Below are 22,683 nucleotides of genomic sequence, written 5' to 3'. Positions count from 1 at the left end.
CTCAGCGCTCCGCCTTCGCCAGCACCCACGCGGGCACCGGCTTGAGGTCGCGCACCAGCCCCAGCAGCGCCATCAGCCGCAGGCCGTACCAGGTCAGGTCGATCTCCCACCAGCAGAAGCCCTGCCGCGCGCTGCTGGCATAGAAGTGGTGGTTGTTGTGCCAGCCCTCGCCGAAGGTCAGCAGCGCCAGCCACAGGTTGTTGCGGCTGTCGTCGGTGGTGGCGAAGCGGCGGCGGCCGAAGCGGTGCGACAACGAGTTGATGGTCACCGTTGCGTGGAACAGCACCACGGTGGACACGAAGAAGCCCCACACCAGCAGCTGCGGCCCGCTGGTGCCCAGCGTCGGCGCGAAGCGCTCCAGCAATGCGCCCAGCGCATACAGGCCCACCGCCATCGCAGCAGGGACCGCCACATCGAAGCGATCCAGCCAGCGCAGCTCCGGGTAGCGCGCCAGGTCCGGCACCCGGCTGAGGTCGGTGGCGAACGCACGGCGGGTCAGGAACCAGCCCATGTGGCTGCGCCAGAACCCGTGACGGGGCGAGTGCAGGTCTTCCGCGGCATCGGAATGGCGGTGGTGGTGGCGATGGTGCGCGGCCCACCACAGCGGACCGCGCTGCACGCTGGCAGCGCCGATCAGTGCGAACACGAACTGCAGCGGACGCGAGGTACGGAACGCGCGGTGCGAGAAATAGCGGTGGTAGAAGCCGGTGATGGCGAACATCCGCACCACGTAGAGCAGGGCGGCGACCAGCACCGCCACCGGCGAAACGCCGACCCACGGCACTCCGATGCAGCCCAGGTGCAGCAACACGAACGGCAGCACCCGCAGCCAGTCCACCCGGTCCGCGTCGGCGCCCCCGGCAGCCGGCACGGCGGCGCTGTCGAACCATTGCAGCAGGCTGCGCCGGGCCGCGCGCGCGGGGGCGTTGTCGGCTGGAGAGGGGAGGGGTGCCGGGTCCTGGGGCATCGCGGGCTTCCGTTTCGGATACCGGCCCTTACGCGACGGCACGCGGATTGGATGCAGCCGCGGCTGCCGGTTTCGCTGCATCCAATCCGCAGCGGCGGCCGTAGAGGGTGGTGTCCGTCCCAACTGGCCGCGTTTGCCCTACCATGCGTTCCGACCCCAACCGCAGGAACCTGTCGCCCTTCGAGGCGGCCAGAGCCATGTCCATCGCCGAAGCAAGCCCCGGGGACCCGGGCTACTGGTCCGGGCAGATGCAGGCGGTCGCCCGCCGCCGCGACCAGACCTGCTTCATGCGGATCTACGACCACTTCGCCCCGCGGGTGCGGCTGTACCTGCGCGGCTTGGGCGCGCGCGAAGCAGTCGCCGAGGAACTGGCGCAGGAAGCGCTGCTGCGGCTGTGGCAGCGCGCCGACAGCTACGACGCGGCCCGCAGCTCGCTGGCCACCTGGCTGTTCCGGATCGCCCGCAACCTGCACATCGACCGGCTGCGGCGCGAGAACCACTGGATCGCCGTGGACATGGAGCCGCTGGAGTTCGAAGCGGAAACCGACAATCCCGCGTTCTCCTCCGCGGAGAGCTTTGCCGCCCACGCCGACCTCAACGAACGCATCGAGCGCCTGTCCGCGACCCAAGCCCGCCTGATCCGCATGTCCTATTTCGAAGCCAAGTCCCACCAGCAGATCGCCGATGAACTCGGGATGCCGCTGGGCACGGTCAAATCCTCCATCCGCCGTGCCTTCCTGCGTCTGCAGTCGGGCGTGCAGGAGGCGGTATGACGCCGCGCCACCATCTCGACCCTGCCACCCTGGTCAGCCATGCCGCCGGCGCGCTGTCGCCGGAAATGGCGGCGGTTGCCGACACCCACCTGGAAGGCTGCGCCTACTGCCGCCAGCAGCTGGCAGCGGCCGAGCGGGTCGGCGGCGTGCTGCTCTCGCAGCAGCAACCCGCGGCACCGGAGCCGCAGCAGGCCGCACGCCTGCGCGAGGACATGCTGGCGCGCCTGAGTCAGCCGCTGCCCGCGGCGGCGAATGGCCTGTCCGAAACCGCCGATGCCCCGCGTTCGCTGGATGCGCTGCCGCGCCCGCTGCAGCCGTATTTCGGCAAGAGCTGGAAGGCGCTGCGCTGGCGCTGGATGGCACCGGGCGTGCACATGATCCGGGCGCCGCGCAGCAGCGGCGACACCCTGATCCTGCTCAGGATCGCGCCGGGCAAGAGCATGCCGGTGCACAGCCATGGCGGCAGCGAGCTGACCCAGATCCTCAAGGGTGCCTACGACGACGAGCTGGGCCATTTCGGCCCCGGCGACATGGCCGACCTGGACAGCGACATCGAGCACCAGCCGGTGACCTCGCCGGGCGTGCCCTGCATCTGCGTGGCGGCGCTGGACGGCCCGCTGCAGTTCCGCGGCTGGCTGGCGCGCAAGCTGCAGCCGATGGTGGGCCTGTAACCCGGGCCCACCGCCGAACGCCTCTCCTGTCCCAAAAGGAAACGGCCCGCATCTCACAATGCGGGCCGTTCGTGTTGGTGAAGTTGGCCCCGGTCAGCCGCGGTGGCGCAGCGACAGGAACTCCTTGCGCAGCGACGGGTCGGCCAGGAAGCGGCCGCGCATCACGCTGTTGATCATCTTCGACTCGTCGTCCTTCACCCCGCGCCAATGCATGCAGTAGTGGTCGGCTTCCATGACCACGGCGATGCCGTCCGGCTTCAGCCGCTGCTCCAGCAGGTCGGCGATCTGGCTCACCGCCTCTTCCTGGATCTGCGGGCGGCTCATGATCCAGTCGATCAGGCGGGCGTACTTGGACAGGCCGATCAGGTTGGAGTCGGCGTCGGGCAGCACGCCCACCCAGACCCGACCCATGATCGGGCACAGGTGGTGCGAGCAGGCGCTGCGCACGCGCAGCGGGCCGACGATCATCAGTTCGTTCAGGCGCTCGGCGTTGGGGAACTCGGTGACCGCGGGCGCGTGCTGGTAGCGGCCGGCGAACAGCTCGCGCACGAACATCTTGGCCAGCCGGCGGCCGGTGTCGCGGGTGTTGTGGTCGTTGTCGACGTCGATGACCAGCGCCCGCAGCATCTCCTGCGCCTTGGCGGCCACCTCGCCTTCGATCGCCTCCAGCTCGCCGTCCTCGAGGTAGTCGGCGATGTTGTCGTTGGCGTGGAAGCGGGTGCCGGCGCTGCGCAGGCGTTCGCGGACGCGCTGCGACGCGGTGAGCAGCGCCAGTCGCTGGATGGGTGTGGGGTCCCGCAGGGGCTGTGACATGGGAGAGCCTCGAAAGCTGGAAGGGGAAAGGGCGGATCGCATGCCGACGGCAAGGTCGCGACTGCAAGCGGCTTTACGCGCGCCGGCGGGGATTGGATGCGCGGTGCGTCAGCCCGTGCGCTGCGGGCGGGGCCCGCGTCTGCCGAACCACAGGGTGGCCAGTGTCGCCAACACCACCAGCACGGCCAATGCCAAGGCCACGTTGGCCGCGACCCCGGCACCCGGCAATGTGGCGGCGTGTTGCTTCGCATGTACCCCCAGCAAGCCCCAGACCGCCGCCGCTGCATACCAGGGGTTGCCGCGCAGCTTCACGATCGCCGTCACCAGCAGCGTCCCGGCCAGCGCGAACAGCACCAGCGTCCACGGCAGCATGCGGTCCACCGACAGCAGCTCGAACGCCACCACCACCTGCGCGACGTTGAGGAACACCGCCAGCGACACCCAACCCGCGTGCAGCGACAGCGGCAGCCATTGCCACCACGGGCCGCGGCGGTGATGCCGGGTCTGCGAGGCCAGCCAGGCGGCACCCAGCAGGCAGCCCAGACTGCCCCAGATGATCGCCAGCGCCAGCCAGAACCATTGCAGGGTGAACACCACCATCCACAGCGAGGTCAGCGCGAAGCCCGCCGCGGTGAGCACGCGGATGCGCTGCAGGCGGGTGCCCGGCTCGCGCACGCGGGCCTGGGCGATGCCGAACACCACGTCCAGCAGGAAGATCGGCCCCCAGATGGCGAAGGCGTAGCCGGCCGCGACGATCAACGTGGGATAGCGGGCGGAGATCTCGCCATTGGTCGGGCCCAGCAAGCCGGTATTGGACAGCCAGCCGACCAGCGGCATCGCCAGTGCGAGTGCCAGTACCAGGAATCTCATCGGCATTCTCCGTGGAAGCTGTCGCGTCCGGCATTGCCTTCCGGCCAGCGCTGCGGCACGCGCTCGATGCGGCGCACGTCGTAGCCCAGAGCGCCGGCCCGCGCCAGCATCGCCTGGTAATCGCCTTCCGGCACGGTGGGCGTGCGCGCCATGTACCACAAGTAGTCGCGGGCATCGCGCACGATCAGCACCTGGCTGTAGTCCGGCGCCAGCCAGCCCACCTTGTACTGTGCCTTGAACAGGCCGAAGAAGCGCACCTTCCATTCGGCATTGCCGGTGCCGGGTACCACCAGCCCGGTGGATTTCAGCAACTTCACCGGGGCGTCGAAGCGGTTGGGCCGATAGCGGTACCAGGTGCAGACGTTGCCGTCGCGGTCCAGGCGGTAGGTTTCCACCGGGTTGTGGTTGCCGCGTTCCAACCGGGTGGGGATGATGCCGATGACGTACCAGCGGCCCATGAAGCGTGGCAGGTCCACCTGGTCCACCGGCTTGATCGGCGTGCTGGCTTCGGCGCACCCCATCAGCAGGGTGGCGAGCAGGAGAGGCAGGGTGGAGGCGACGAGGCTGCGCATGGCGGCGGCACCGGGATGAAGATGCTGGAAGTTACGCACCCCCATCGGAATCGGATGCAGCCACGGCGGAGGTGATCGCCTGGCCGGCATGTCTCAGTGCTTCGCCAGCGTGCCCCACGCCACCAGCGCGGCATCGCGTGACGCGCCCAGCTCCACCATCGGTGCCGGGTAGCCGCGGGCCGCCAGCAGGGCGGAATGCTTGCCTGCTTCGTGCAGCACCTTGGCGGGCAGCGGCGCGAGTTCCGGCAGCCAGCGCTTGATGTAGGCGGCGTCGGGGTCGAACTTCGCCGCCTGCAGGTACGGGTTGAACACCCGGAAGTAGGGCGCCGCATCGGCCCCGCAGCCGGCCACCCACTGCCAGCCGAGGGTGTTGTTGGCCAGGTCGGCATCCACCAGCGTGTCCCAGAACCAGTGCGCGCCGTGCCGCCAGTGCTGGCGCAGGTTCTTGGTCAGGAAGCTGGCCACCACCATGCGCACGCGGTTGTGCATCCAGCCGGTGTGCCAGAGCTCGCGCATGCCGGCGTCCACCAGTGGAATGCCGGTGCGGCCCTGCTGCCAGCGCGCCAGCAGCGCGTCGTCGGCGGGTGCCCACGGAAACCCGTCGAAGCGCGGGTTGAAGTTGGCTTCGGGCGTCTGCGGGAAGTGGAAGAGCAGGTGGTGCGCGAATTCACGCCAGCCCAGTTCGCGCAGATAGGGTTCGAGGTCGGGGCGTTTTCGGGCGTCAATGCGCGCGGCGCGATCGTGCAGGATTCGCTGGATCTGGGCCGGGGTGATTTCGCCGAAATGCAGATGCGGCGACAACCGGGATGTCCCGTGGCGCGCCGGCAGGTCTCGGCCTTTCGCATAATCCAGCACGGCATCGTCGGCGAAAATCTCCAGCAACTCCTGCGCGCCGGCTTCGCCGGGGGTCCAACTGGCCTCCAGCCCGATGTCCCAGCGGAGCGTCGGCAACAAACCCAGCGCGGCAGTCGGCAGGCTGCCCGGCAGGCACAGCCATTCGCGTGCCCGCGCTGCCGGTAGTGGCACCGGGTTCGGCAACCTTGTGCGCAGCTTGCGCCAGAACGGGGTGAACACCCGGTACGGTTGGCCGGTATCGGTGGCCAGCGTCCACGGCTCGCTCCAGAGCCCGCCGGCGTGGCTGTGGACGACGATGCCGTCCTCGCGCAGCGCCGCTTTCAACGCGGTGTCGCAGGCAATCGCAGCGGGCTCGTAGCGGCGATTCCAGTGGATTTCGGAGGCACCGCTGGTGCGGATGAGGGTGCGCAGGGTGTCCAGCGTGTGGCCTGCAGTGACGTGCAGATCGCCCCCTTGCGTCGCCAACTGGCCGCGCAGGGCTTGCAGCGAATGGTGCAGCCACCAGCGACTGGCGGCACCCGGCTGCCACGGCGCATGTTCCGACGGCGCGTGGATGTAAACCGGCAGCACGCGCGCATGGGCCCGGCAAGCGGCGGTCAGCGCGGCGTTATCGGCCAGACGGAAGTCTTGCCGGAACAGCACCAGGGCCGTGGACATCGGATACCAGACCTGCGATCAACGAATGGAGTCGGTGTATACGCGAAACATGAGCAAGTCGATGCAATGTAGCACTTGACATAATATGCATTATGCGAAGTTACGGCAGACAAGTCGGTAGGCATTTCCTGACAAGCATTCAACTACTTCTCCTGTCTGCAGAGGCCTTCCTTGCTACGCATCCGCACTGTTGATGCCACGCCAGTTCAGAAAAGCATGCTGCAACCCTGCGCACGTCAGAAAATCATGCATCAGCGCCGACGCAGGTGGACTGATGCTCAAAGTAAAGTACGCAACGATCGGTGTACGGATCATGCGGAACGTTGTGATCTTTTGGGCGTACGCTTCAACTTTGTGCTTGACGTCGCCTGCTTGAGTGCTTTTTCCACGGCGGACGGCAGGCGCTGAAGGCGTGCCAACTGAGCATCAAGAACTTCCGCTCGTGCACGCTGAGCCGCGGCATCACGACAAGCGTCCGCTGCTTCAGTCCGGGCGGCCTCGATGTCCTTGAGCTGAGATTTACGCGCCGCGTCGTGCTCTCGGGTGACTGACGCCAATCGTTGTTTCAGTTCCAGTACCTCCTGCCGACCACGATCCACCTCAGCATGGGCCCGATCTTCGACAGCGCGGACATGTCGGATGAGGTCGTCTCGCTCTGAAGCTGCTTGATCCTGCTGTGTCTGCAGGCGTGCCTCTGCAACCTGACGCTGGCTTTCGGCTTCCGTCACGCGAGCATGAGCAGCCTCGCACTGACGAGCAAGTTCCCTATTCTGCCCCTGCAGTTGATGAACAAGGCGCTCCAGCTCCACTGCACGAGCCTGGGCGAGTTCCCGCAGTTGGGTAGCATCCGCGGCCTGTTGGCGCAGGAGGGCTGCTTCGTCACGAAACTCCTCTTTAGCGGTTTTCAACGCGGCTTGTTCGGCCTGCAGCGCCTCACTTCTTTGAGAAATCGCGATCTCTGCATTGGCGCGGGCATGTTCCATCGCAAGGGACCACCACTCTCCTGCCAGAGAAGCCACCGCATCTGGGGCTTTCGGCAACGCACGATGCGATTGTTGCTTCTGCAACCGCTCACCCAACTGCTTCCACCAAGTATCCAGCCACCGTGTGACGGTGTTGGGCGAACCGGTCCCCAAGTGCGCGCGGATGCGCTCGACGGTCGGGCGTTCTCCGGCGGCGACGATCTCGTCTGCGGCCGTGTGGACGTCGGTTTCGGTGATGCCCTTGGCCAAGGCTTGTGCCTCCTATGTGGCCGCCCTACTCTGCTGTTTCCGTACTCACGATAAGTGATGATTATCGTGGCTACAGACTCAATATCGTAGTAAAACATACATACTATGAAAGATAATCACGCGATTCCGACCCTCGCGCAACCGGCTTCCAGCCTGGTCTTGCCGGACCAGTTGGCCCAGCAGGCCGCCGACGCGGTGCGCGAGCTGCTCGCCGAAGCGGCTGCCGCGAACACCACCCGCAGCTACGCCAGCGCCCTGCGCTACTGGGCCGGCTGGTACGCCGCCCGCTATGGGATCGAGCTGCCCTTGCCGGTACCCGAAGCCGCCGTGCTGCAGTTCGTGGTCGACCATGTGGTCCGCCGCAACGCCGACGGTGAGCTGGCCTGGGAACTGCCGCCGGCGGTCGACCAGGCGCTGGTGGCCGCTGGCCTGAAGGCCAAGCCCGGCCCCTGGACCCTAGCCACTGTCCGGCACCGGGTCGCGGTGCTGTCCACGGCACACCGGCTCAAGCAGCAGCCCAATCCCTGCGAGCAGCCGGCGATCCGCACCGTGCTCAGCCGTGCCGCCCGGGCGGCCGTCAAGCGCGGCGAGCGGCCGCGCAAGAAGACCGCTATCACCTTGGCCGAACTGGAGGCCATGCTGGCCACCTGCGACGACAGTCTGGAAGGGATCCGGGACCGCGCCCTCCTCTGCTTTGGGTTCGCCAGCGGCGGGCGCCGGCGCAGCGAGATTGCCGCCGCCGACTTGCGCGACCTACGGCGGATCGGCGAGGCGGGTTATATCTACCGTCTGGAGCACAGCAAGACCCAGCAGGCCGGCGTCACCGCCGCCTCGACCCCGGACAAGCCGGTGCTCGATCGGGCCGCGTTGGCGCTGGAGGACTGGCTCGAAGCGTCCGGGATCACCGAAGGGGCGATCTTCCGGCGGCTATGGAAACAGCGCGTTGGTCCTGCCCTGTCCCCCGCCGCGGTAGGCGAGATCGTGCAGCGGCGGGCGCGCCTGGCGGGGCTGGAGGGGGATTTTGGCGGGCACAGTCTCAGGTCGGGATTTGTGACCGAGGCCAGCCGCCAAGGGGTGGCGCTGCCGGCGATCATGCAACTGACGGAGCACCGGGCGGTCTCGAGTGTAATCGGATACTTCCAGACCGGCGGAGCTTCAGCGAATCCAGCTGCTCGACTGCTGGAGGATTAGAAACAACAGGAATTTTGATGCTGAGTGGCCCGGTCCCTGACTGGGCCGAGAAGGCTTATGGCAGGCCGATCGAGATCTCTTCGGGCTTGATCCAGCCCGTGGTTAGGAGCTGATCCCCAATCCGTGCCGGATTGGCGGCGTAAGCGACCAATGCAAGTGAGCGTTCCGCGCGACTGCAGGTAACGTAGAGCAACCGACGGGTCGATGCGGTTTGACCGTCGTCAGCGCCGCCGCCGAAAAGCTTTTCGTACTTGAACAGAAAGCCGCGCGCCTCGTGATCATCCATGACGACCATGACGCGGGGGAACTCGAGTCCTTTCACGCCCTGATGCGTATCAAAACGCGCCTTGCCACTCACGTATTTGGCATAGGCCCGTACCTGCAAAAAGGGAATCGCTAAAAACTCGGCGATAGCTTTGTCTCGATCGCTGCGCTCCTGCTCGTCCTCAGCATCGCCCGCTTCAGCGGCAGCGGCAGCGGCAGCCAAGGCCACATTGAGCGTGTCGGGAATTGCGAAAAGACCGGTCTTGGCCACGTTATGAAGGATCTCACCAAACGTCACGGACGGATTGCCATCGAGCAGTGCAATCAGCGCATCCACGGCCGCCTGCGCACGGGCCAGCTGCTCAAACTGATCAGGAGCATGCTTCAGCGCAGATGGGCTCAACAGGGGTGAAGCTGCCCGCATGATCCGTGCGGTGCCAAACTTGTCGTCCTTGGCGCCCCATAGGGGAAGGATCAGGTTCGAGAAGAAGTTGACTGCAGGCAGTGACCCATCCAGCAACGACGTCCGAAACTGTGCTACCGGATAGAGCGCTGCCAGCAAATCATCAAACCCCATCCGAAGGGCCGCCATACGATGCTCCAGGATGAGCACTTTGACCGCATCCTCATCCAGCCACTCCTGATCGGCAGTAAGACCGGCCATGTGCGCGCAGATGGCCTTCTCCGCGGCGACCTTATCGATCCCTTCGGAGGGAAGCACGAACATCCGCACATGCCCCTCGATCGCGGCGCTACGGGGGATCTGGGTCTGCTGATCGGTGGACTCGCGGATCTTGTTAATGAGCTCGATGACTCGCCGCGGGCACCGAAAGTTCAGCCGCTTGGTCGGTGTGGCCCAGTCATCGGGCAGGTTCTCGCCCAAGCCCGGCTGACCATCGCCGTAGATGCGCTGCATCATGTCGCCGAAGAGGCCGACCACAACTTCGTCCTTGTGCGCGGCCTGGAAGGTGAACAAGGCTTCCACGATATGACGGTTTGTATCTTGGCTTTCGTCAACCAGTATGTAGGGATAGCCATCGCGCAGGATGTGCCGGAGCACGGGCTTGGACTTCAAGAAATCCCCCGCCAGATGTAGCACTTCGGCGTGATTGAGCGAGTCCCTGCCCCGGTTGTCACCGTCAGGGCTGTAGACGAAGGTCTTGGTCGTGTCGAGTCGGGCTAGTCGTCGTGTCTTGGACGCGATGTCGGCGATCCGCTCCGCGGAAGCTTTCGTGCCTGCGCGCCCCTTGGCTTCCTTGGCTTGCAGATCCTCAATGTCGGCCTTGAGTGAAACCCGGAGCCACTCCCGGATGTCGTGGTTGAATCCTTCAATCAAGGTCCAGGCAAAACTGTGGATCGTGGACACGGCGATGATGGGATCAAACTGCGTGCGCCGGATAATTTCATCACGCGCTGCCTTGGTGTAGGTGACGACCGCGACCTTCTGCCCACGGACTCTCAGGCGTGCGCCGGCCGTGTCGCGGAGGTAGTCCAGGGCCCCCACCAGCGAGCGAGTCTTACCCGAGCCAGCTCCGGCGAACAGGAAGAAGCTTCTGGGAGCCTGGGGATCGAGGCAGTGTTTGATCTCCTCGTCCACATGACGATCGAGTTCATCGTTGGGGACTGCGGCGGCCTCACTGGTCATGCTGCACCGGCCTTGGGAGCAAGATCCGCCTCCTTGCGCTTCAACTGCTCGGCCAGCCACAGCAATCCATGCTCGATATAGGCCGGCACATGGAGTTGCTCAATGTCGTCGCTGAACAAGAGCTCGAGGGCGAACTCAGCCTTATCCCCTTCCTTGATCGCCTTGGCGACATCGGCTGTCAGCTGATTGCCGTCTTGGGCGGCATCGGCGATGGCCTGGAACTTGCCCGCCAGGCCAGTGGCCTTGCGGGCCTTGAAAAAATCAAAATTCCTGTAGAGCAAAGCGTCTTCGAACGTGTTGGCGTGGATCTCCACATCGACTGCCCCGAGCTTCAGTTTCTCTCCCGTCTGATACGCGGAGCGCACGGCATAGCCATTGGGATGAACGATGGCTTTCTCCTTCTCCTCCAGCTTCATGAGGATATCGACATCGGTCTGCTTGGGTGCCCAAGAGCGCAGCGTTTCATTGCGCGCTTCAAGTCCCTTGCCTAGCGCCGGCGTCCTGGCTTCGTTAGAAGCCGGATCCTTCGCGTCGAGGTCGGTGATGATCAATGTCGTCAGGCCCAGGGTGTCCACCAGACCCTTGAACCGGTGCGCATGGCTGCCGCCCACCTCCAACCAGGTGATATAGCGCGTCCGCAGATACTCGAATACATCGGCCTGTTCGACGAAATGGGGAACAAGGATGCGCTCGGCGCTGCCTTCGATGAAAATAGCGGCGTCGGCGAAGAACAGGTCGCAATGCGTCGCCTTGAGGTAGCGCGCCACAAACTTTTCCGTCTGGTCCGGTTTGCCGAAGACTGATGAGAGATTGACCACGCAGGCGGTGGGGGTCTTGCGCCCCTCGGAAGGGGGAAGCCGCCGGAAGTAGCGAAGCGCCGCAAAATCGCAGGCATGGGCGATGTGGCTGGAATGGGTGCTCACGACAAGTTGCGTGCTGAAATCAAGCGACTTTCCAAGGGCAGGATCATTGCGTAGCACGTCATAGGCGTGCCTGATGAACACCTGTTGTACCTGGGCATGGAGATACGCCTCGGGCTCTTCGACCAACATCAGGTGCAGCGGCGGGGTGGGCTTTACATCGTGTCCTGTTCCGGCTTTGCCCACCCGCATCCATGCATCGCGATAGCTCATCAGGTTGAAGACCATTGAGACCAAGTTCTGGTAACCCAGTCCGTTGGAGTCTTCCGGCAGGCGGTGCATGTGCTCACCCGCCGCCGCGGGGATTTCGTACTGAATGGCGGACTCATGGCTCAAGCCGTCCTGCAGCTTGAGCTTGGTAGCAATCTTCAGCTTAGGGTCGGATATGCCCGGATAGCCAAGCTTCTGCAGTTCGATCAGCGCTTTGTCGAAAGCTTCCGATAGCCTTTCATCGAAGGCCTTACGTGCCTTCTCCAGTGCCTCCATGGCCTTGATATCGGTCAGTTCCGGGGTATCACGCCAGTCCAGGTGCCTGTCATAGTAAGAGCGAAGCTGGGTGGAGAGCCGACCTGCAGTGCGTGCATCTGCGCCTGCATCCTCGCGCTGCGTACGGTTACTGGTGGCCCCGAAACCTCGCTGCGCGCTGATTTCATCGATCTGGATGAGGCCGTCGAGTGGATTGCCCTCAATGGGCTCGGCGTCATCGGACAGGGCCTGCATGCGGGCAACGCCATCAGTGGGTTCCTCGACTTTCGCCGGGTCCAACAAATATGCCTTCACTTTAAAGAAGGTCCGCAGGCGACGCTCCAGAAAATCGATCAGATTGAGCGGCCAGAGCTCCAATTGGGGCGGATCTTCCTTCCCTTCGACAGCTTGGGCCGCAGCGACCGTGATGTCGGCCGCCTTCCTTCTCGCCGCGATGTACTCCTGCTGAAACTTGACGGCGTCTTCGGGCTCAAAGCGAAACCGAACGCCAAGAGGGGCGGTCTTCCAATCCAGCGTCGGAAGCAGCTTCTGCACGTAATGCATCTCGCCCTTCTTGACTTGGAGCCACACATCCAGCTGCGGCAGGAACTCCAGAATGCCGGGCGCAGGCAACTCTGTGTCCGCGGCTATCGCCGCCTCCCAAGTCTCCCCTTGCGCATTCAGGGCTTGCCAATGCGCAAGCGACAGATCGTTGATGGAAAACCCACGCGTATCGACAAGGAAACGACGCAGCGCGGTCATGGCGGAGGTCTTGCCACTATTGTTGGCGCCCACCAGCACCGTCTTATCGGGGGCGAAAGCAATGCGCGCGGCCAACAGCTTCCGGTAGTTCCCAATCTCGACCATCGTTATCAGCACGTCCCTACTCCTTCAGGATTCTCACTTGTCTCAGCGCCCCCCCCATTTGACGTGCAACGCAGGTGGCGGCAGCGGCCGGGGTTTGGATGTCCAGCTAAGCTAGGCGTCGTGCGACTACGCCCAAGTCTCGCCAGGCCTCGGCGTGGCAGCTGAAGATCAGGATCTGATGACGGCTCGCCGCATCATAGAGAACCCGCTTCATATGCCCGAGGCGCTCCTGGTCGGTGTGTACCAGGGCATCGTCAAGGATGACGAGCGTGGGTTTGCCCGCCTCCTTGAGCAAGTCGGCATAGGCCAGTCGCGCCACCACGCCCAGTTGTTCCCGTGCCCCGAAACTTAGCTCCAGGAATTCGCCAGTTTCGGCACCATTTGCGCCCATGCGGGTGACGGTCCCTGGAGACAAGTCTTCGCCGACCTCGACGTGAGCGCCAGGAAACAGTATCTGGAGATAGTGATTGAGATACTTCTGCAACGGAGCACGCAGTCGTCGCGCCAGTGCAGATCGCTTCTCACTGAGCAGTTTGAGCAGGTGATCGAGCGCCTTGGCGCGGCGCCCGAGCTCCTCACACCGCCGGCGTAGCTGTTCTAGCTCGCGCTTCTTCTCTGCAGCGGCTTCCTCTTGGCCTAACGCACCCTTTGCTTCCAACTCAGCTTCGAGGCGGGTGATATCCGTATTGCGTTGGGTGTGCGCAGCCACTGTTTGCGTGGCGCTACGATCCAGGCGCTCGACATCCTGCTGCAGCACTAGTAGGTTGATCGTCTGCAGTTGCTGGGCCAGCTCGCTAGCCTGGCTCTGGGCGGCGCTCTGTTGTGCCCGCGCATCGGTCAGCGCTTGACTGGCTTCGATCTTCTTGGCCGTCCTGAGGGGATCATCCAATGTTGTTTGTAGAGCGGCGAGTTCCTCTGCCGCTGCCTTAGCCTGCGCACTTGCCTCGCCGACGGCGAACTTGGCCTCGTTGAGCTCCGTTGAAGCATCCTCCAAGGCGTCGCGGGCGGCGAGGTCTTCGGACTCGGCTTGGGATACCGTGAGCGCCGATGAGGTAGTGTCTTCGCCCAACGTATCCAGGGCGGACCGGGCATCGGCGAGTTTGGCGGCTTGCGCCGCCAACTCCGCAGCCAATGCAGCGAGTCCCTCGGGCGCATGGGCCGCCAGCACCGCCGCGGAGGCTTCGGCCTCGGCCACACGCTGGACATGGCGTCGCGCACGCTCTTCAGCCGCCGCCAGGCTGCCAACCCCGATCGATTGGAGCAGCGTGGTCAGCTCATCCTGTTGGCGATTACGTCCTGCAATGAGAACCTCCAGGTCTTCACCGCCCGGCACGACCGTGATCCGGCCGACACCGTCGATGTCTATATCGGTGCGGGTCTCGATGGCCAAGCGCTTGGTATCGCTTAGTGGCGCCTGTCCAACCTGTACCTTCGCGGTGGCGTCCAGCTCGAACTCAAGGGTGGTCGAGATCGCGTCCAGCCTGGCCTGCGCGGTACGAAGGTCTTCCGAGCACGCTCTCAGTCGATCGAGCTGATCCGACGGCACGGCTAGCGCGAGCGCATCGGCCTGCAGGTCGGTCAGTTTGTTCTGCTGGATCTGTGCTTCGTGGTGATTGTGTTGCAGGGTGGCGAGAAGCGCGGTCAGATCCGTGACAGTTCTCTGCTGCCCCTGGCGCTCGGCGGCCAAGCGGGCCAGCCGCAGGTGTTCGCGTGCCCGTTGGCTGGCTTCCACGGCCGCAGCGTGACGTGGCTCCCAGGCGTGTAGGTGACCTCGGGCTTGATGCAGCAAGTCTTCGGTAGCCTTCAGGTTCGCTTGGCGTACGCTGAGGGCGTCCTGTTCGCGCTCCATCGCCTGAAGCTGGTCACGCAGGGCGGTGACGTGCGCTGTTGCCTGGGTGAGGACGAGGTCCTGTGCTGCTTTTCGTTGGGCCAGACCTTGGGCATCGGCCAACTGCGCCTGGGCTTGGGCAAGTTGGGTTTGCAGGACAAGCCAAGGGCGCTCAGCCGCTTCTCGGTCATGTGCGAGCCGAAGGCTTGCCAGTCGATCAACCCCGCCCCGATAGGCTTGGATGTCTGCTTGCAAGATGGCCAGTTCCCCCTCGATTGCCGACGAGCGCTTGAGCGCTTCCTGGTACGTTCCGCGTGGGGCACCTGTCGACGGCGTCAACAGCTCGTTGCGTTCCTCCTCGACAATGCGAATGATCTCGTCGCCCTGGCTGGCGGCCAGTTCTCCCAGCGCATCGCCTAACGCATTGCGAAGGTAATCCCTGGCAAATCCCACCGGTTTAGCAATGTCATGCGTGGAACCCTGCTTGATCCAAAGCAGGCCCGGGATGCCCATGTGCTCGGGTGTGCTGGCCCCTTTGCCGGCAAAGCTGAAGCCGAGCAGGCCGCCCAGATGGTCTTCTGCCGCAAGTCCGTCGAGCTGCCGACCGTCGATGACCAGGTTGCAGCGCTTCCTGCCAAGAAATGCTTTGGTCAGGCGGGCAGGCTTGCCGGCGATATCAAAGTCGATCTCCACCGTGGGCGTTGCCGAGGGGTCATTCCAAGGTCGCAGTCCGACGACCGAACTGGACTTGTGTCGCTCGAAGAACGCCGCGCGGATTGCTTCAGCAACGGTGGATTTTCCGGATTCATTCGGCGCAATGAATAAGTTGAGGCCCTCTACAAGATCGCCCAACTCCAGGGGATCACGGAAGCGCTTGAAGCTCTCGATGCGAAGACGATGGAGTTTCATGCGCCGGCTCCTGTGCGAGGGCGGCGGCCGTCCAGGATCCTGGCCAGGGCGAGGATGGCATCACGTGCCAGTTCGCTGGTCTGACCAGTCTGCTCTGCGCGAAGTTCTTGCAGCACCTCACCCACGAAACCATCGGCGTGAAGCGCCTGCATGTCTTCCTCAGTGGGTTCGAGCCGCAATCCTGAGGTGTCCCAAACAACTGCACGGGCCCTTGCGCTCGCGGCAGCGAGTGCATCGGCCAGCCTGCGATGCCCCGTCAAGCTGCAGGTGCCAGCGACACGGACCTGGAGGACGTCTTCGCTTGCGATCCGTTCAAGCTTTTCGACCAGTACATCGATTTCCGCGTCTACCGCCGCGTGCCAGTCCATCTGGCGCCAGGTATACCTACCGATCGGCACCGGTGTGACCGTGGCAGGGGCCCCTTGGCCTGCAAGGGACACCAGCAGCACCTGACCTGAGTCGTTGTCTTTGAAGCGATCGGCTTCCGGCGTGCCGGCGTACCAGGTCCTGTCATCAATACGCTTGGCCCCATGCCAGTCGCCTAGTGCCAGGTAAGCCAAGTCGGCCTCCTCGGCTCTGCCAGCGGCGATCGGATTCGCCGAGTCGATGTCCTCAGAGAGGATGCCCTGCACGGAGCCGTGCGCGAGACCGATCCGCGGCAACTCGTCCTGCCTCGGGGTGGTGCTAAACCAGTCGGTCAGATCGTTGTAGGTATTGCGTTGTGTCAATGGCGCCGGCAACACGGTGAATTTCTCCGCCACCACCACCGGCTCGGGTTCCAGGCACAGCAGGACATTGGAGGGCACGGCGTGCAGGCGCTGGGCCTGGGTCCATACCGATTCTGTCAGCGCCGCATCGTGGTTGCCCGGGATCAGTACCCAAGGTCCGGTAAAGCCCGCCATCGCATTGAACAAGCGACGGATCGTCTTCTCCGTAACCGTCTGTGCTTCGAATACGTCGCCAGCGACGAGGATGGCATCGACCTGATGTTGGGTCGCCATGCTCGCCAGTCGTTCCACCGCCAGGAAGCGCGCTTCGAACAAGGCGGCCGCATCATCGGGCTCAAACTGCGAAAACACCCGTCCGATCTGCCAGTCGGCCGTGTGGAGGATAGAAATCATGGCGCCTCCCCTTCGATGTTCCGTTCGTCAGGAAACTGGCCGGCGCTACCCCGATCACGCGCCGCTGTCCTCCCTAATGTATCCAACCGGGCGCACGGTGCAGCAAACACCATGTCGGCCTGCTGCTGCTCGGCAAGGGTGTCCTGTGGGCCTCTGCCCGCCAAGGTACGCGCTGCCGACGGGCGGCAGCAACATAGACCCGCTTGCACCCTGCCCTGTTGTGCCAGGGTCGGGCTTGCCGTAGCGAGGCCCAGCGCGCTGCAGGACGCCTCAGAACAGGAGCGAAGCTATTTTCGAGCGCTTCCATCGCGCTGTCGACACGCCCGTGCGGGGCAGTGGCATCGAACTATCGTTGATGGCCGATATCGCCCAGTCCCACTACGCCCTCATTACGACAGGCCAAGGCCTAGATGGACGCGGATTACGGGTGCGGGTGCTGTTTCCTACCCTCACCGGCTAGCGTATTGCCCTATGAGCTCTCTCGCTGCGTCGGTACCAACACCGCGGTGCAAGCAAAGCCGCACCGACCTATCGCGACAATGTCAGCATGAATTCGTCGGCCATCAGGATGTCGGTCGGATCCACACCGTTGTCCCGCTTTTCCAGCATGTCGATAACGGCCTGATCATCGAGCACCAGCATGAGCTTTCCATGCTCGCGCATCGCCCCTTTTGCCATTTTTCGCGCGCCCTCATCCGCCCCATGGCGAGTCAGGATGAAGACCACCTTTCGCAGAGCCGGGGCGAGCAGGTACTTCTCTGTGGTCAACACCTGCCCTTGGCTGATCGGGTCCTGATAGTTCTTGAACTCGAAAACAACATAGCGACTTCCAAGATCCTCGATGACAAATCGCCAGAACTCGTGCGTCGGCTTGGCGCGACAGACGCAATCGAGTCGGTTCAATCGATCATCGGTCGTATTCTGGGCCTACCAGCCCACCAAGTCCCGTCCAAATAGAAACTTGAGGATTTCTATTGAAAGCTGCTCGTAACGCGTCGCGTCATCCCGGCCAGCAGCAAGCGCCTTGAGTCGCCCGGCGAGCACATTCCCCTCGTTGCTGGTAGAGCCAGTCGGGGCGGCTCTTGCTCTTCCGAGAGCCTGTCTGCTGAGCCCGTTTCATGTCGCGGCTGATCCGTCAGATCAGAACGGGCTTCTAGTACGGCATTGAGCTCGTCGGTTAACTCTGGCCACGCTGTCGCCCTGATCGCCAAGTCGGCTCGATCGATGAACGCAGCAGAATACTTCTGCCCGAGCGTCTGCCGCTGTTCGGGGGTAATGAACGAGGACACGACCAGCGCAGCGCGGTCGGCGTGGGCTGCCAAGCCATTGTTAATCACGCGTGCTACTGCTGCCTCGATCAATGCCATCTGGGCACGGGCGCTTCGATAGAACTTGACCTCGATCGCCCACTTCAGATTTCCAAATGTGGCATCGAAGTCGAAGCCTGCATCGCCTTGAGGGGAGTGCGCTTGAATAGCGTACTGATGGTGCTCGAGGATTTTAACGACCACATTCTCGAACGGCTTCCATGTCGGCAGTTCCCCATCCTGGACTTTCATCGTGGCATCCTGACTTGCAGCAGAGAGGGACGGCAGGCGCGGTCCGTCGACGAAGCCTGAAACCTGTTCTGGTGGCCGCCTGTGGGCATCGAGTTCCGACAGGCGGCGGCTGATCTTAGATCGGTCCAGCACCGCAATCAACCTAGTTCTGCTGATCAATCGGACGCGAGGAATCAGGATGCCTGTTTCTAGAAGTCGGGAAACTCTTCATCCACGACAGCCACTTTGTCAGCGCGCTCAATGAGTAGCTTGTCCACCTCGAAAGCGAACGCGTCGATGGCGACGAATAGCGCATCAAGCTCCTCACGCAAAATCTGCACGGAATTTCCCGCCTTGTCGTGTCCGCCCCGGTGAACGATGTCGTGGCGCTTCTGAAGCGGTGCATCGAATGCCTTCAGGCTTGGTAGCTTGATCTCCAGTCCAAGCTTAAAGAACGGCACCACTTTGTCCCAACGATGCCAGACCATGTTCTGCAGGTGGCCTTTGACATGGGTCACTAACCCTTTTTGACGCTCAAACATCTCGCCCAAAGTGATTTTTTCGTCTCGAAAGACCGGAAGCTTCCTGACGATGCTCTCCAGAGCCGCTTTATCGTTGTCGACCCAGTAGTAGACCGTCTCGTAAAGGAACGCTTCCAAAACACCGATAGAATTACTGAAGACCAGTTTCATAGCTAGGTCTTTGGCTTCTGCATCGCCCTGCAAGCCAAGTATCTTCTTAGCTTGTGCGAGCCGCTCTCTGAGCTTCGCAAGTGGTGCGGAGCGGGCACTTACGTCGAAATCGAAACGCTCGTCCCATTCGTCATCTGGAGTGTGATTAATGGGGGCCCAGGCGTCGCCGTGCTCGCCCACCAACTCATCAACTACCCCTTGAATCAGGTCTTCGTCCACGATTCCGGAGAAACGGTCAGGTATCTCGTCCCCTGGGTCATAGGGGCCACCATGGATGAACAAGTAGCCCCCTTCCCGGCCGTTGTAGGGGGTCTCATGGGCAGGGTCGCAATAGCGAGCCAGAAACCACTCCCGCATCGCAGTGAGTTGGTCATCGCGCTCTGCGGCTCTGAGCCAGTTATCGTCAGGATCGAATGGGCCGTCTGTATCGAAGACATTGCCATAGGCCTCCGGCGGGAGATTCGCAAGTTCACTGTCTTCAAAAGGGTCGTATCCCATAGTTCCTACTCCGAGTGCAGCTACCATTCTAGCTACATTCGTAGTTCAGCCGGCGACCTGTGGAAGCCGGGAAACTGCTACTCACTGTGTTGCCGTAGGGGGGGGGCGGCATTGGCCGCATCAAAGCAAGCGACCTCGTACAAACATGTCGGGTGGGGTAGGAATTAGCCGAAAAGCCGATCCTCAGTGAAGCGTGGTCTCGACTGGACCTGTCAGCGTTGGATTGATAGCGGACCTGCCCTACCCTCGATAAATCTCCCTTATCTCGAATGCGTTGCCACCGGCGTTGGAACCCCACGATTGACCAGACCAAGCGCTACAGAAACCGGTGGAGCGCATAGTCAACGGTGGAATTCCTTCGCGAGCGCGATCGAGATTAATGCCTGCCCCATGTCGCCGAATAGCCAGAGGTAACGCTCTGGATCGAGCACAAAATCGGCCGGTGCTTGCGTGAGCGTGTTAGAAAGCTGGGTGACTACGTCCTCAAGTACGAGCCGGGCCGCGGCGTTCAGGCCGTCGGTGCTGACGGGGTCGGGCTGCGTCGCCTTAATGGCGCCCTCCCGCACCCATGCCCCCATCTGCGTGCCCGCGTTGCCATGCTCGGCAAACATGCTGATGTGGTTCACCAAGCGCTGCCGGCGCAGCGCGACGAAGTCTCGGATGGCCGCTTCCCTCGCCGGCGACGACAGTCCTCGGACCGCCTCGAATTCCTGTTGTGCCTGCTCGGCTTCGAGTCGGTCGCGCCGGTCAATCACGCGCCGCATGACGGCGGCAACCTGCTGCTGCATGCGGCCGCTTTGGAGCACCGCTTGCCCCAGGTAGTCCGGGCCGACCTGGTCGCCGATCAGCGCATGGTCGAATTCGTGGATCGTCCAGTCGTCGCCGTAGCGCGTCTTCAGCGGGTCGACGTGGACCACCACGGTGCGATCGGCCGTGTCAGGCGCGGCCTGTCCCAACCGGATGGTCCAGCACTGCAGGTCGAGCAGCGACAAGTAGGCCAGGACTTGCCCGGCACGAAGGCAGAGGACGATGGTGTGACCGAGCCCGGTTGAGGGTCGGCAGGGATTCATGCAAAAAACAGCCGTTCGGCGCCTAACCTTCTGATGTGAAGGGATTTTGGCTGCCAGGCGCAGTGGATTCATAGCGAAAGCTTGCGCTCCATCATGCCGGCCACAGGCTAGGTCTTTCGAGTCTGCCGGGATGGGACTGTCGATCGTTCCGGCGTTTCGGGCTTGTCTTCCTGTAAGCGCAATTGCGCGAGCAACTGCTCCAACGTCTCCAACCGGACGCCGGCGCGCAGCGCCTCCGCTTCAGCATGCTCGCGGCGCTCCCGTTCCTTCGCGGCGTCCGTGCGGGCGCCGGTCAGTTCGGTGTGTGCGGCTTCCAAGGCCTGGAGATCTTGCGCCCACCGTGCCTGCAGGGCCTGGTGCTCCACCGCTGTCTGTCGCAATGCGTCCAATTCCTGTTGCTGGGCTTGCGCCGCTTGGCGGGTTTGCGTCAATTCCCGTTCCAGGCGGCCGTGCCGTTCGAGCCACTGACTGTTGTCGCGGTTCAGTTGCAGCAGCTCGTGGTTCTTGGCGGTCAGGGCCTCATTGGCCTGACGCAGGGCGACCTGCAGTTCCTGGACCTGGTGTTCGTGCCGGCGCTGTTCCTGGTCACGCTGCTCCTTGACCGAGGTTCGGTAATGTTCCAGCGCCTCGCGGGCATGCTGGTGCCATGCGCCGCACTGGCCGTTGCCGTTGTGTTGGCTAGTCGCGCGTTATGAAATTGCGCCCGAACGGGCCTTACGTCGTGCCCGTCGTGCGTCGCGAGAATTCCCGCACCTCCCTGGATGACATCAGGGCGCCGATGACGATCTCGGCGCAATTCACATCACACCTCGCGCTAGACAACATCGATGTGGGCGATTTTCCGGAACCGTACGAAAACGAACTGATCTTGGCTGCGTAGCGTGGTTAACCCGTGCTGTCACAGCAGGAACTGTTTTGCTGGATGGGCGGACACGGCACGGTGCCGTACGAGCAAAAAACACAACAGTCGCCCGGCTTGGGTTTCAGTAGCTCGCCGCAGCCCACGCACTCGTACAAGAACTGGCACGCCGTCGTCGGCATGGTTTCGACAGCCTGATGTCCACACTGCGGGCACGTCAGCGTGCTCTGCAACTGCAACTCAGCCACCCTTTGCCCTCACGCTGGCAGGAAAGCCGGCGTCCGTAATGGCACGCGTTACGACAGGCAAGCTTGTTCGCTCCGCGTCGAACGTCACGACCACTGTTCCCGCCTGGGTATTCACCTGCCTGCCCGTCACGCCCGGCACTTGGTCCAAGGCCTTCTCGATGGTGATGCTGCAAGCGGGACAGGTCATGTTCTTGACGTTGAGTACGACCTGCTTGGGTGTCGCCGCGATCGCCACGCCGACCCACGCCATCATCACCAAGCCCAATATGGATTTGCGCATCGATCAACTCCTACAGAAACCAGCCTACGTAATAGGGGAACAGCAGCAACAAGCCGATCAGCACCGTGGCGATCCACAGCCAACGCCTGCGGCGATACAGAACCCGAGGATCCACGCATTCTCCGTCGGTACGGCAGCGTGACGCCGGCCCATAGAGGGCCCAGAAAGCCAGACCCAAGCACCCCAGCGTGGCGGCACTGAACCAAGGTCGCCAGGCATCCAGCGCGGTGAGGTTGGCAATCCATGCGCCGCTGATGCCCAGCAGCACCAAAACCAGAGGCACCACGCAGCACACGGATGCCGCGAAGGCGGCAAGACTCGCCGCAATGATGGCTGGAAGGGAGGATCTGGCAGGGAGTCTGGCCATGGGCGCATACTACGGTCCGTACCTTGGTACGGAGTCAAGTCATGGCCGCGAGCCCCCTCACTATCAGCAAACTGGCGGCTTCCGCCGGGGTGCACGTCGAAACCGTGCGCTACTACCAGCGCCGCCGACTGTTGCCGGAACCCCAGCGACCCCAAGGCGGTTTTCGCCACTATGGCTCGGCTGATGTCGCCCGCCTGCAGTTCATCCGGCGCGCCCAGGCGATGGGTTTTACCCTGGATGAAATTGCCGGGCTGTTGGAGATCAAAGGCAAGCGCGCTTGCGAACAAACGCGTCAACTGACCGCGCTCAAGCTGGTCGATGTTCGCCAACGACTCGATGCATTACACCGGTTGGAAGTCGATCTGATGAGCCTCATCGCCGAATGCAGTCAGGCGCCGGGCGGCGGTTCATGTCCGACACTCGAACTTCTCGATCGATCGTGATTTGGCGAATTCCCCCCGCACTGGGACCGCGGCTCCAAGCAACGAAACAGCGCCGCGCAGTCGATCCC

At 63.3% G+C, this 22,683-nt stretch carries 21 protein-coding genes and 1 pseudogene; 4 read left to right on the top strand and 18 right to left on the bottom strand.

The window, feature by feature from the left end; translation table 11 throughout:
- Window position 1 precedes the first annotated feature (1 nt).
- On the bottom strand, window positions 2-967 hold the full coding sequence (locus ACE3OK_RS07010; protein ID WP_374248824.1) for an acyl-CoA desaturase: 966 nt from the start codon (window positions 965-967) through the stop codon (window positions 2-4).
- Between the two features lie 197 nt (window positions 968-1,164).
- Here ACE3OK_RS07010 and ACE3OK_RS07005 point away from each other — a divergent pair, with 197 nt between their 5' ends.
- Together ACE3OK_RS07005 and ACE3OK_RS07000 are read left to right on the top strand one after the other, a co-directional pair.
- Window positions 1,165-1,740 carry a sigma-70 family RNA polymerase sigma factor gene (locus ACE3OK_RS07005; RefSeq protein WP_374248823.1) on the top strand — a complete coding sequence of 192 codons (576 nt, stop codon included), beginning with the start codon at window positions 1,165-1,167 and terminating at the stop codon, window positions 1,738-1,740.
- Entirely contained in the window at window positions 1,737-2,411 is a 675-nt protein-coding gene (locus ACE3OK_RS07000; RefSeq protein ID WP_374248822.1) for a ChrR family anti-sigma-E factor, read from the top strand. The genes ACE3OK_RS07005 and ACE3OK_RS07000 overlap by 4 nt, the downstream gene beginning before the upstream one ends.
- 93 nt (window positions 2,412-2,504) lie before the next feature.
- Here ACE3OK_RS07000 and folE read toward each other — a convergent pair whose 3' ends face one another.
- The 5 genes from folE to ACE3OK_RS06975 form a co-directional block, all read right to left on the bottom strand.
- Complete coding sequence (folE, locus tag ACE3OK_RS06995) at window positions 2,505-3,224, bottom strand: GTP cyclohydrolase I (protein WP_374248821.1); 720 nt, start codon at window positions 3,222-3,224, stop codon at window positions 2,505-2,507.
- A gap of 108 nt (window positions 3,225-3,332) precedes the next feature.
- Window positions 3,333-4,094, bottom strand: a complete 762-nt coding sequence (locus tag ACE3OK_RS06990) for a hypothetical protein (RefSeq protein WP_374248820.1) — start codon at window positions 4,092-4,094, stop codon at window positions 3,333-3,335.
- On the bottom strand, window positions 4,091-4,666 hold the full coding sequence (locus ACE3OK_RS06985) for a lipocalin family protein (RefSeq protein ID WP_374248819.1): 576 nt from the start codon (window positions 4,664-4,666) through the stop codon (window positions 4,091-4,093). Before ACE3OK_RS06985 ends, ACE3OK_RS06990 begins: the two co-directional genes overlap by 4 nt.
- A 93-nt stretch (window positions 4,667-4,759) precedes the next feature.
- Window positions 4,760-6,178, bottom strand: coding sequence for a deoxyribodipyrimidine photo-lyase (locus tag ACE3OK_RS06980; RefSeq protein ID WP_374248818.1), 1,419 nt, complete (start codon window positions 6,176-6,178; stop codon window positions 4,760-4,762).
- Window positions 6,179-6,489: 311 nt separating this feature from the next.
- Window positions 6,490-7,410, bottom strand: coding sequence for a DNA-binding protein (locus tag ACE3OK_RS06975; RefSeq protein WP_374248817.1), 921 nt, complete (start codon window positions 7,408-7,410; stop codon window positions 6,490-6,492).
- Between the two features lie 105 nt (window positions 7,411-7,515).
- On the opposite strand from ACE3OK_RS06975, the gene ACE3OK_RS06970 reads away from it, so the two are divergent.
- Window positions 7,516-8,601: a site-specific integrase gene (locus tag ACE3OK_RS06970; protein ID WP_374248816.1), complete on the top strand. Its 1,086-nt coding sequence runs from the start codon at window positions 7,516-7,518 to the stop codon at window positions 8,599-8,601.
- A 55-nt stretch (window positions 8,602-8,656) separates the two neighbouring features.
- Here ACE3OK_RS06970 and ACE3OK_RS06965 read toward each other — a convergent pair whose 3' ends face one another.
- The 12 genes and pseudogenes from ACE3OK_RS06965 to ACE3OK_RS06910 form a co-directional block, all read right to left on the bottom strand.
- On the bottom strand, window positions 8,657-10,510 hold the full coding sequence (locus tag ACE3OK_RS06965; protein ID WP_374248815.1) for a UvrD-helicase domain-containing protein: 1,854 nt from the start codon (window positions 10,508-10,510) through the stop codon (window positions 8,657-8,659).
- Complete coding sequence (locus ACE3OK_RS06960; protein ID WP_374248814.1) at window positions 10,507-12,774, bottom strand: AAA family ATPase; 2,268 nt, start codon at window positions 12,772-12,774, stop codon at window positions 10,507-10,509. The genes ACE3OK_RS06965 and ACE3OK_RS06960 overlap by 4 nt, the downstream gene beginning before the upstream one ends.
- A gap of 94 nt (window positions 12,775-12,868) precedes the next feature.
- Window positions 12,869-15,499, bottom strand: coding sequence for an AAA family ATPase (locus ACE3OK_RS06955; RefSeq protein ID WP_374248813.1), 2,631 nt, complete (start codon window positions 15,497-15,499; stop codon window positions 12,869-12,871).
- Complete coding sequence (locus tag ACE3OK_RS06950; protein ID WP_374248812.1) at window positions 15,496-16,620, bottom strand: exonuclease SbcCD subunit D; 1,125 nt, start codon at window positions 16,618-16,620, stop codon at window positions 15,496-15,498. The genes ACE3OK_RS06955 and ACE3OK_RS06950 overlap by 4 nt, the downstream gene beginning before the upstream one ends.
- Window positions 16,621-17,148: 528 nt before the next feature.
- Complete coding sequence (locus ACE3OK_RS06945; RefSeq protein WP_374248811.1) at window positions 17,149-17,523, bottom strand: hypothetical protein; 375 nt, start codon at window positions 17,521-17,523, stop codon at window positions 17,149-17,151.
- Between the two features lie 68 nt (window positions 17,524-17,591).
- On the bottom strand, window positions 17,592-18,311 hold the full coding sequence (locus ACE3OK_RS06940; RefSeq protein WP_374249013.1) for a restriction endonuclease: 720 nt from the start codon (window positions 18,309-18,311) through the stop codon (window positions 17,592-17,594).
- A 56-nt stretch (window positions 18,312-18,367) separates the two neighbouring features.
- Window positions 18,368-19,348 carry a hypothetical protein gene (locus tag ACE3OK_RS06935; RefSeq protein WP_374248810.1) on the bottom strand — a complete coding sequence of 327 codons (981 nt, stop codon included), beginning with the start codon at window positions 19,346-19,348 and terminating at the stop codon, window positions 18,368-18,370.
- A gap of 341 nt (window positions 19,349-19,689) precedes the next feature.
- Complete coding sequence (locus tag ACE3OK_RS06930; RefSeq protein ID WP_132982817.1) at window positions 19,690-20,340, bottom strand: hypothetical protein; 651 nt, start codon at window positions 20,338-20,340, stop codon at window positions 19,690-19,692.
- A gap of 185 nt (window positions 20,341-20,525) precedes the next feature.
- Window positions 20,526-21,062, bottom strand: a pseudogene (locus ACE3OK_RS06925) (transposase); the annotation flags it as partial.
- A gap of 241 nt (window positions 21,063-21,303) precedes the next feature.
- Complete coding sequence (locus tag ACE3OK_RS06920) at window positions 21,304-21,525, bottom strand: GDCCVxC domain-containing (seleno)protein (RefSeq protein WP_114958865.1); 222 nt, start codon at window positions 21,523-21,525, stop codon at window positions 21,304-21,306.
- Entirely contained in the window at window positions 21,518-21,805 is a 288-nt protein-coding gene (locus ACE3OK_RS06915) for a heavy-metal-associated domain-containing protein (RefSeq protein ID WP_114958864.1), read from the bottom strand. The genes ACE3OK_RS06920 and ACE3OK_RS06915 overlap by 8 nt, the downstream gene beginning before the upstream one ends.
- Window positions 21,806-21,815: 10 nt before the next feature.
- A complete protein-coding gene (locus tag ACE3OK_RS06910) occupies window positions 21,816-22,172 on the bottom strand; it encodes a mercuric transporter MerT family protein (RefSeq protein WP_114958863.1) in 357 nt (118 codons plus the stop codon).
- Between the two features lie 41 nt (window positions 22,173-22,213).
- Here ACE3OK_RS06910 and ACE3OK_RS06905 point away from each other — a divergent pair, with 41 nt between their 5' ends.
- Window positions 22,214-22,615 carry a MerR family transcriptional regulator gene (locus ACE3OK_RS06905; RefSeq protein ID WP_114958862.1) on the top strand — a complete coding sequence of 134 codons (402 nt, stop codon included), beginning with the start codon at window positions 22,214-22,216 and terminating at the stop codon, window positions 22,613-22,615.
- Window positions 22,616-22,683: the final 68 nt, after the last annotated feature.

Source organism: Thermomonas sp., from assembly GCF_041905325.1.
Lineage (GTDB): Bacteria > Pseudomonadota > Gammaproteobacteria > Xanthomonadales > Xanthomonadaceae > Thermomonas.
Note: the sequence above shows the minus strand (reverse complement) of the source record. Positions and strands in the feature narration are given on the sequence as shown.

Excerpts from the sequence above, each read along its gene's own strand:
- ACE3OK_RS06990 (WP_374248820.1), bottom strand. The coding sequence starts at position 4,094 with ATGAGATTCCTGGTACTGGCACTCGCACTGGCGATGCCGCTGGTCGGC.
- ACE3OK_RS06965 (WP_374248815.1), bottom strand. The coding sequence starts at position 10,510 with ATGACCAGTGAGGCCGCCGCAGTCCCCAACGATGAACTCGATCGTCAT.
- ACE3OK_RS06905 (WP_114958862.1), top strand. The coding sequence starts at position 22,214 with ATGGCCGCGAGCCCCCTCACTATCAGCAAACTGGCGGCTTCCGCCGGG.
- ACE3OK_RS07000 (WP_374248822.1), top strand. The coding sequence starts at position 1,737 with ATGACGCCGCGCCACCATCTCGACCCTGCCACCCTGGTCAGCCATGCC.
- folE (WP_374248821.1), bottom strand. The coding sequence starts at position 3,224 with ATGTCACAGCCCCTGCGGGACCCCACACCCATCCAGCGACTGGCGCTG.
- ACE3OK_RS06970 (WP_374248816.1), top strand. The coding sequence starts at position 7,516 with ATGAAAGATAATCACGCGATTCCGACCCTCGCGCAACCGGCTTCCAGC.
- ACE3OK_RS06955 (WP_374248813.1), bottom strand. The coding sequence starts at position 15,499 with ATGAAACTCCATCGTCTTCGCATCGAGAGCTTCAAGCGCTTCCGTGAT.
- ACE3OK_RS06935 (WP_374248810.1), bottom strand. The coding sequence starts at position 19,348 with ATGGGATACGACCCTTTTGAAGACAGTGAACTTGCGAATCTCCCGCCG.
- ACE3OK_RS06980 (WP_374248818.1), bottom strand. The coding sequence starts at position 6,178 with ATGTCCACGGCCCTGGTGCTGTTCCGGCAAGACTTCCGTCTGGCCGAT.
- ACE3OK_RS06915 (WP_114958864.1), bottom strand. The coding sequence starts at position 21,805 with ATGCGCAAATCCATATTGGGCTTGGTGATGATGGCGTGGGTCGGCGTG.
- ACE3OK_RS06985 (WP_374248819.1), bottom strand. The coding sequence starts at position 4,666 with ATGCGCAGCCTCGTCGCCTCCACCCTGCCTCTCCTGCTCGCCACCCTG.
- ACE3OK_RS06950 (WP_374248812.1), bottom strand. The coding sequence starts at position 16,620 with ATGATTTCTATCCTCCACACGGCCGACTGGCAGATCGGACGGGTGTTT.
- ACE3OK_RS06910 (WP_114958863.1), bottom strand. The coding sequence starts at position 22,172 with ATGGCCAGACTCCCTGCCAGATCCTCCCTTCCAGCCATCATTGCGGCG.
- ACE3OK_RS07010 (WP_374248824.1), bottom strand. The coding sequence starts at position 967 with ATGCCCCAGGACCCGGCACCCCTCCCCTCTCCAGCCGACAACGCCCCC.
- ACE3OK_RS07005 (WP_374248823.1), top strand. The coding sequence starts at position 1,165 with ATGTCCATCGCCGAAGCAAGCCCCGGGGACCCGGGCTACTGGTCCGGG.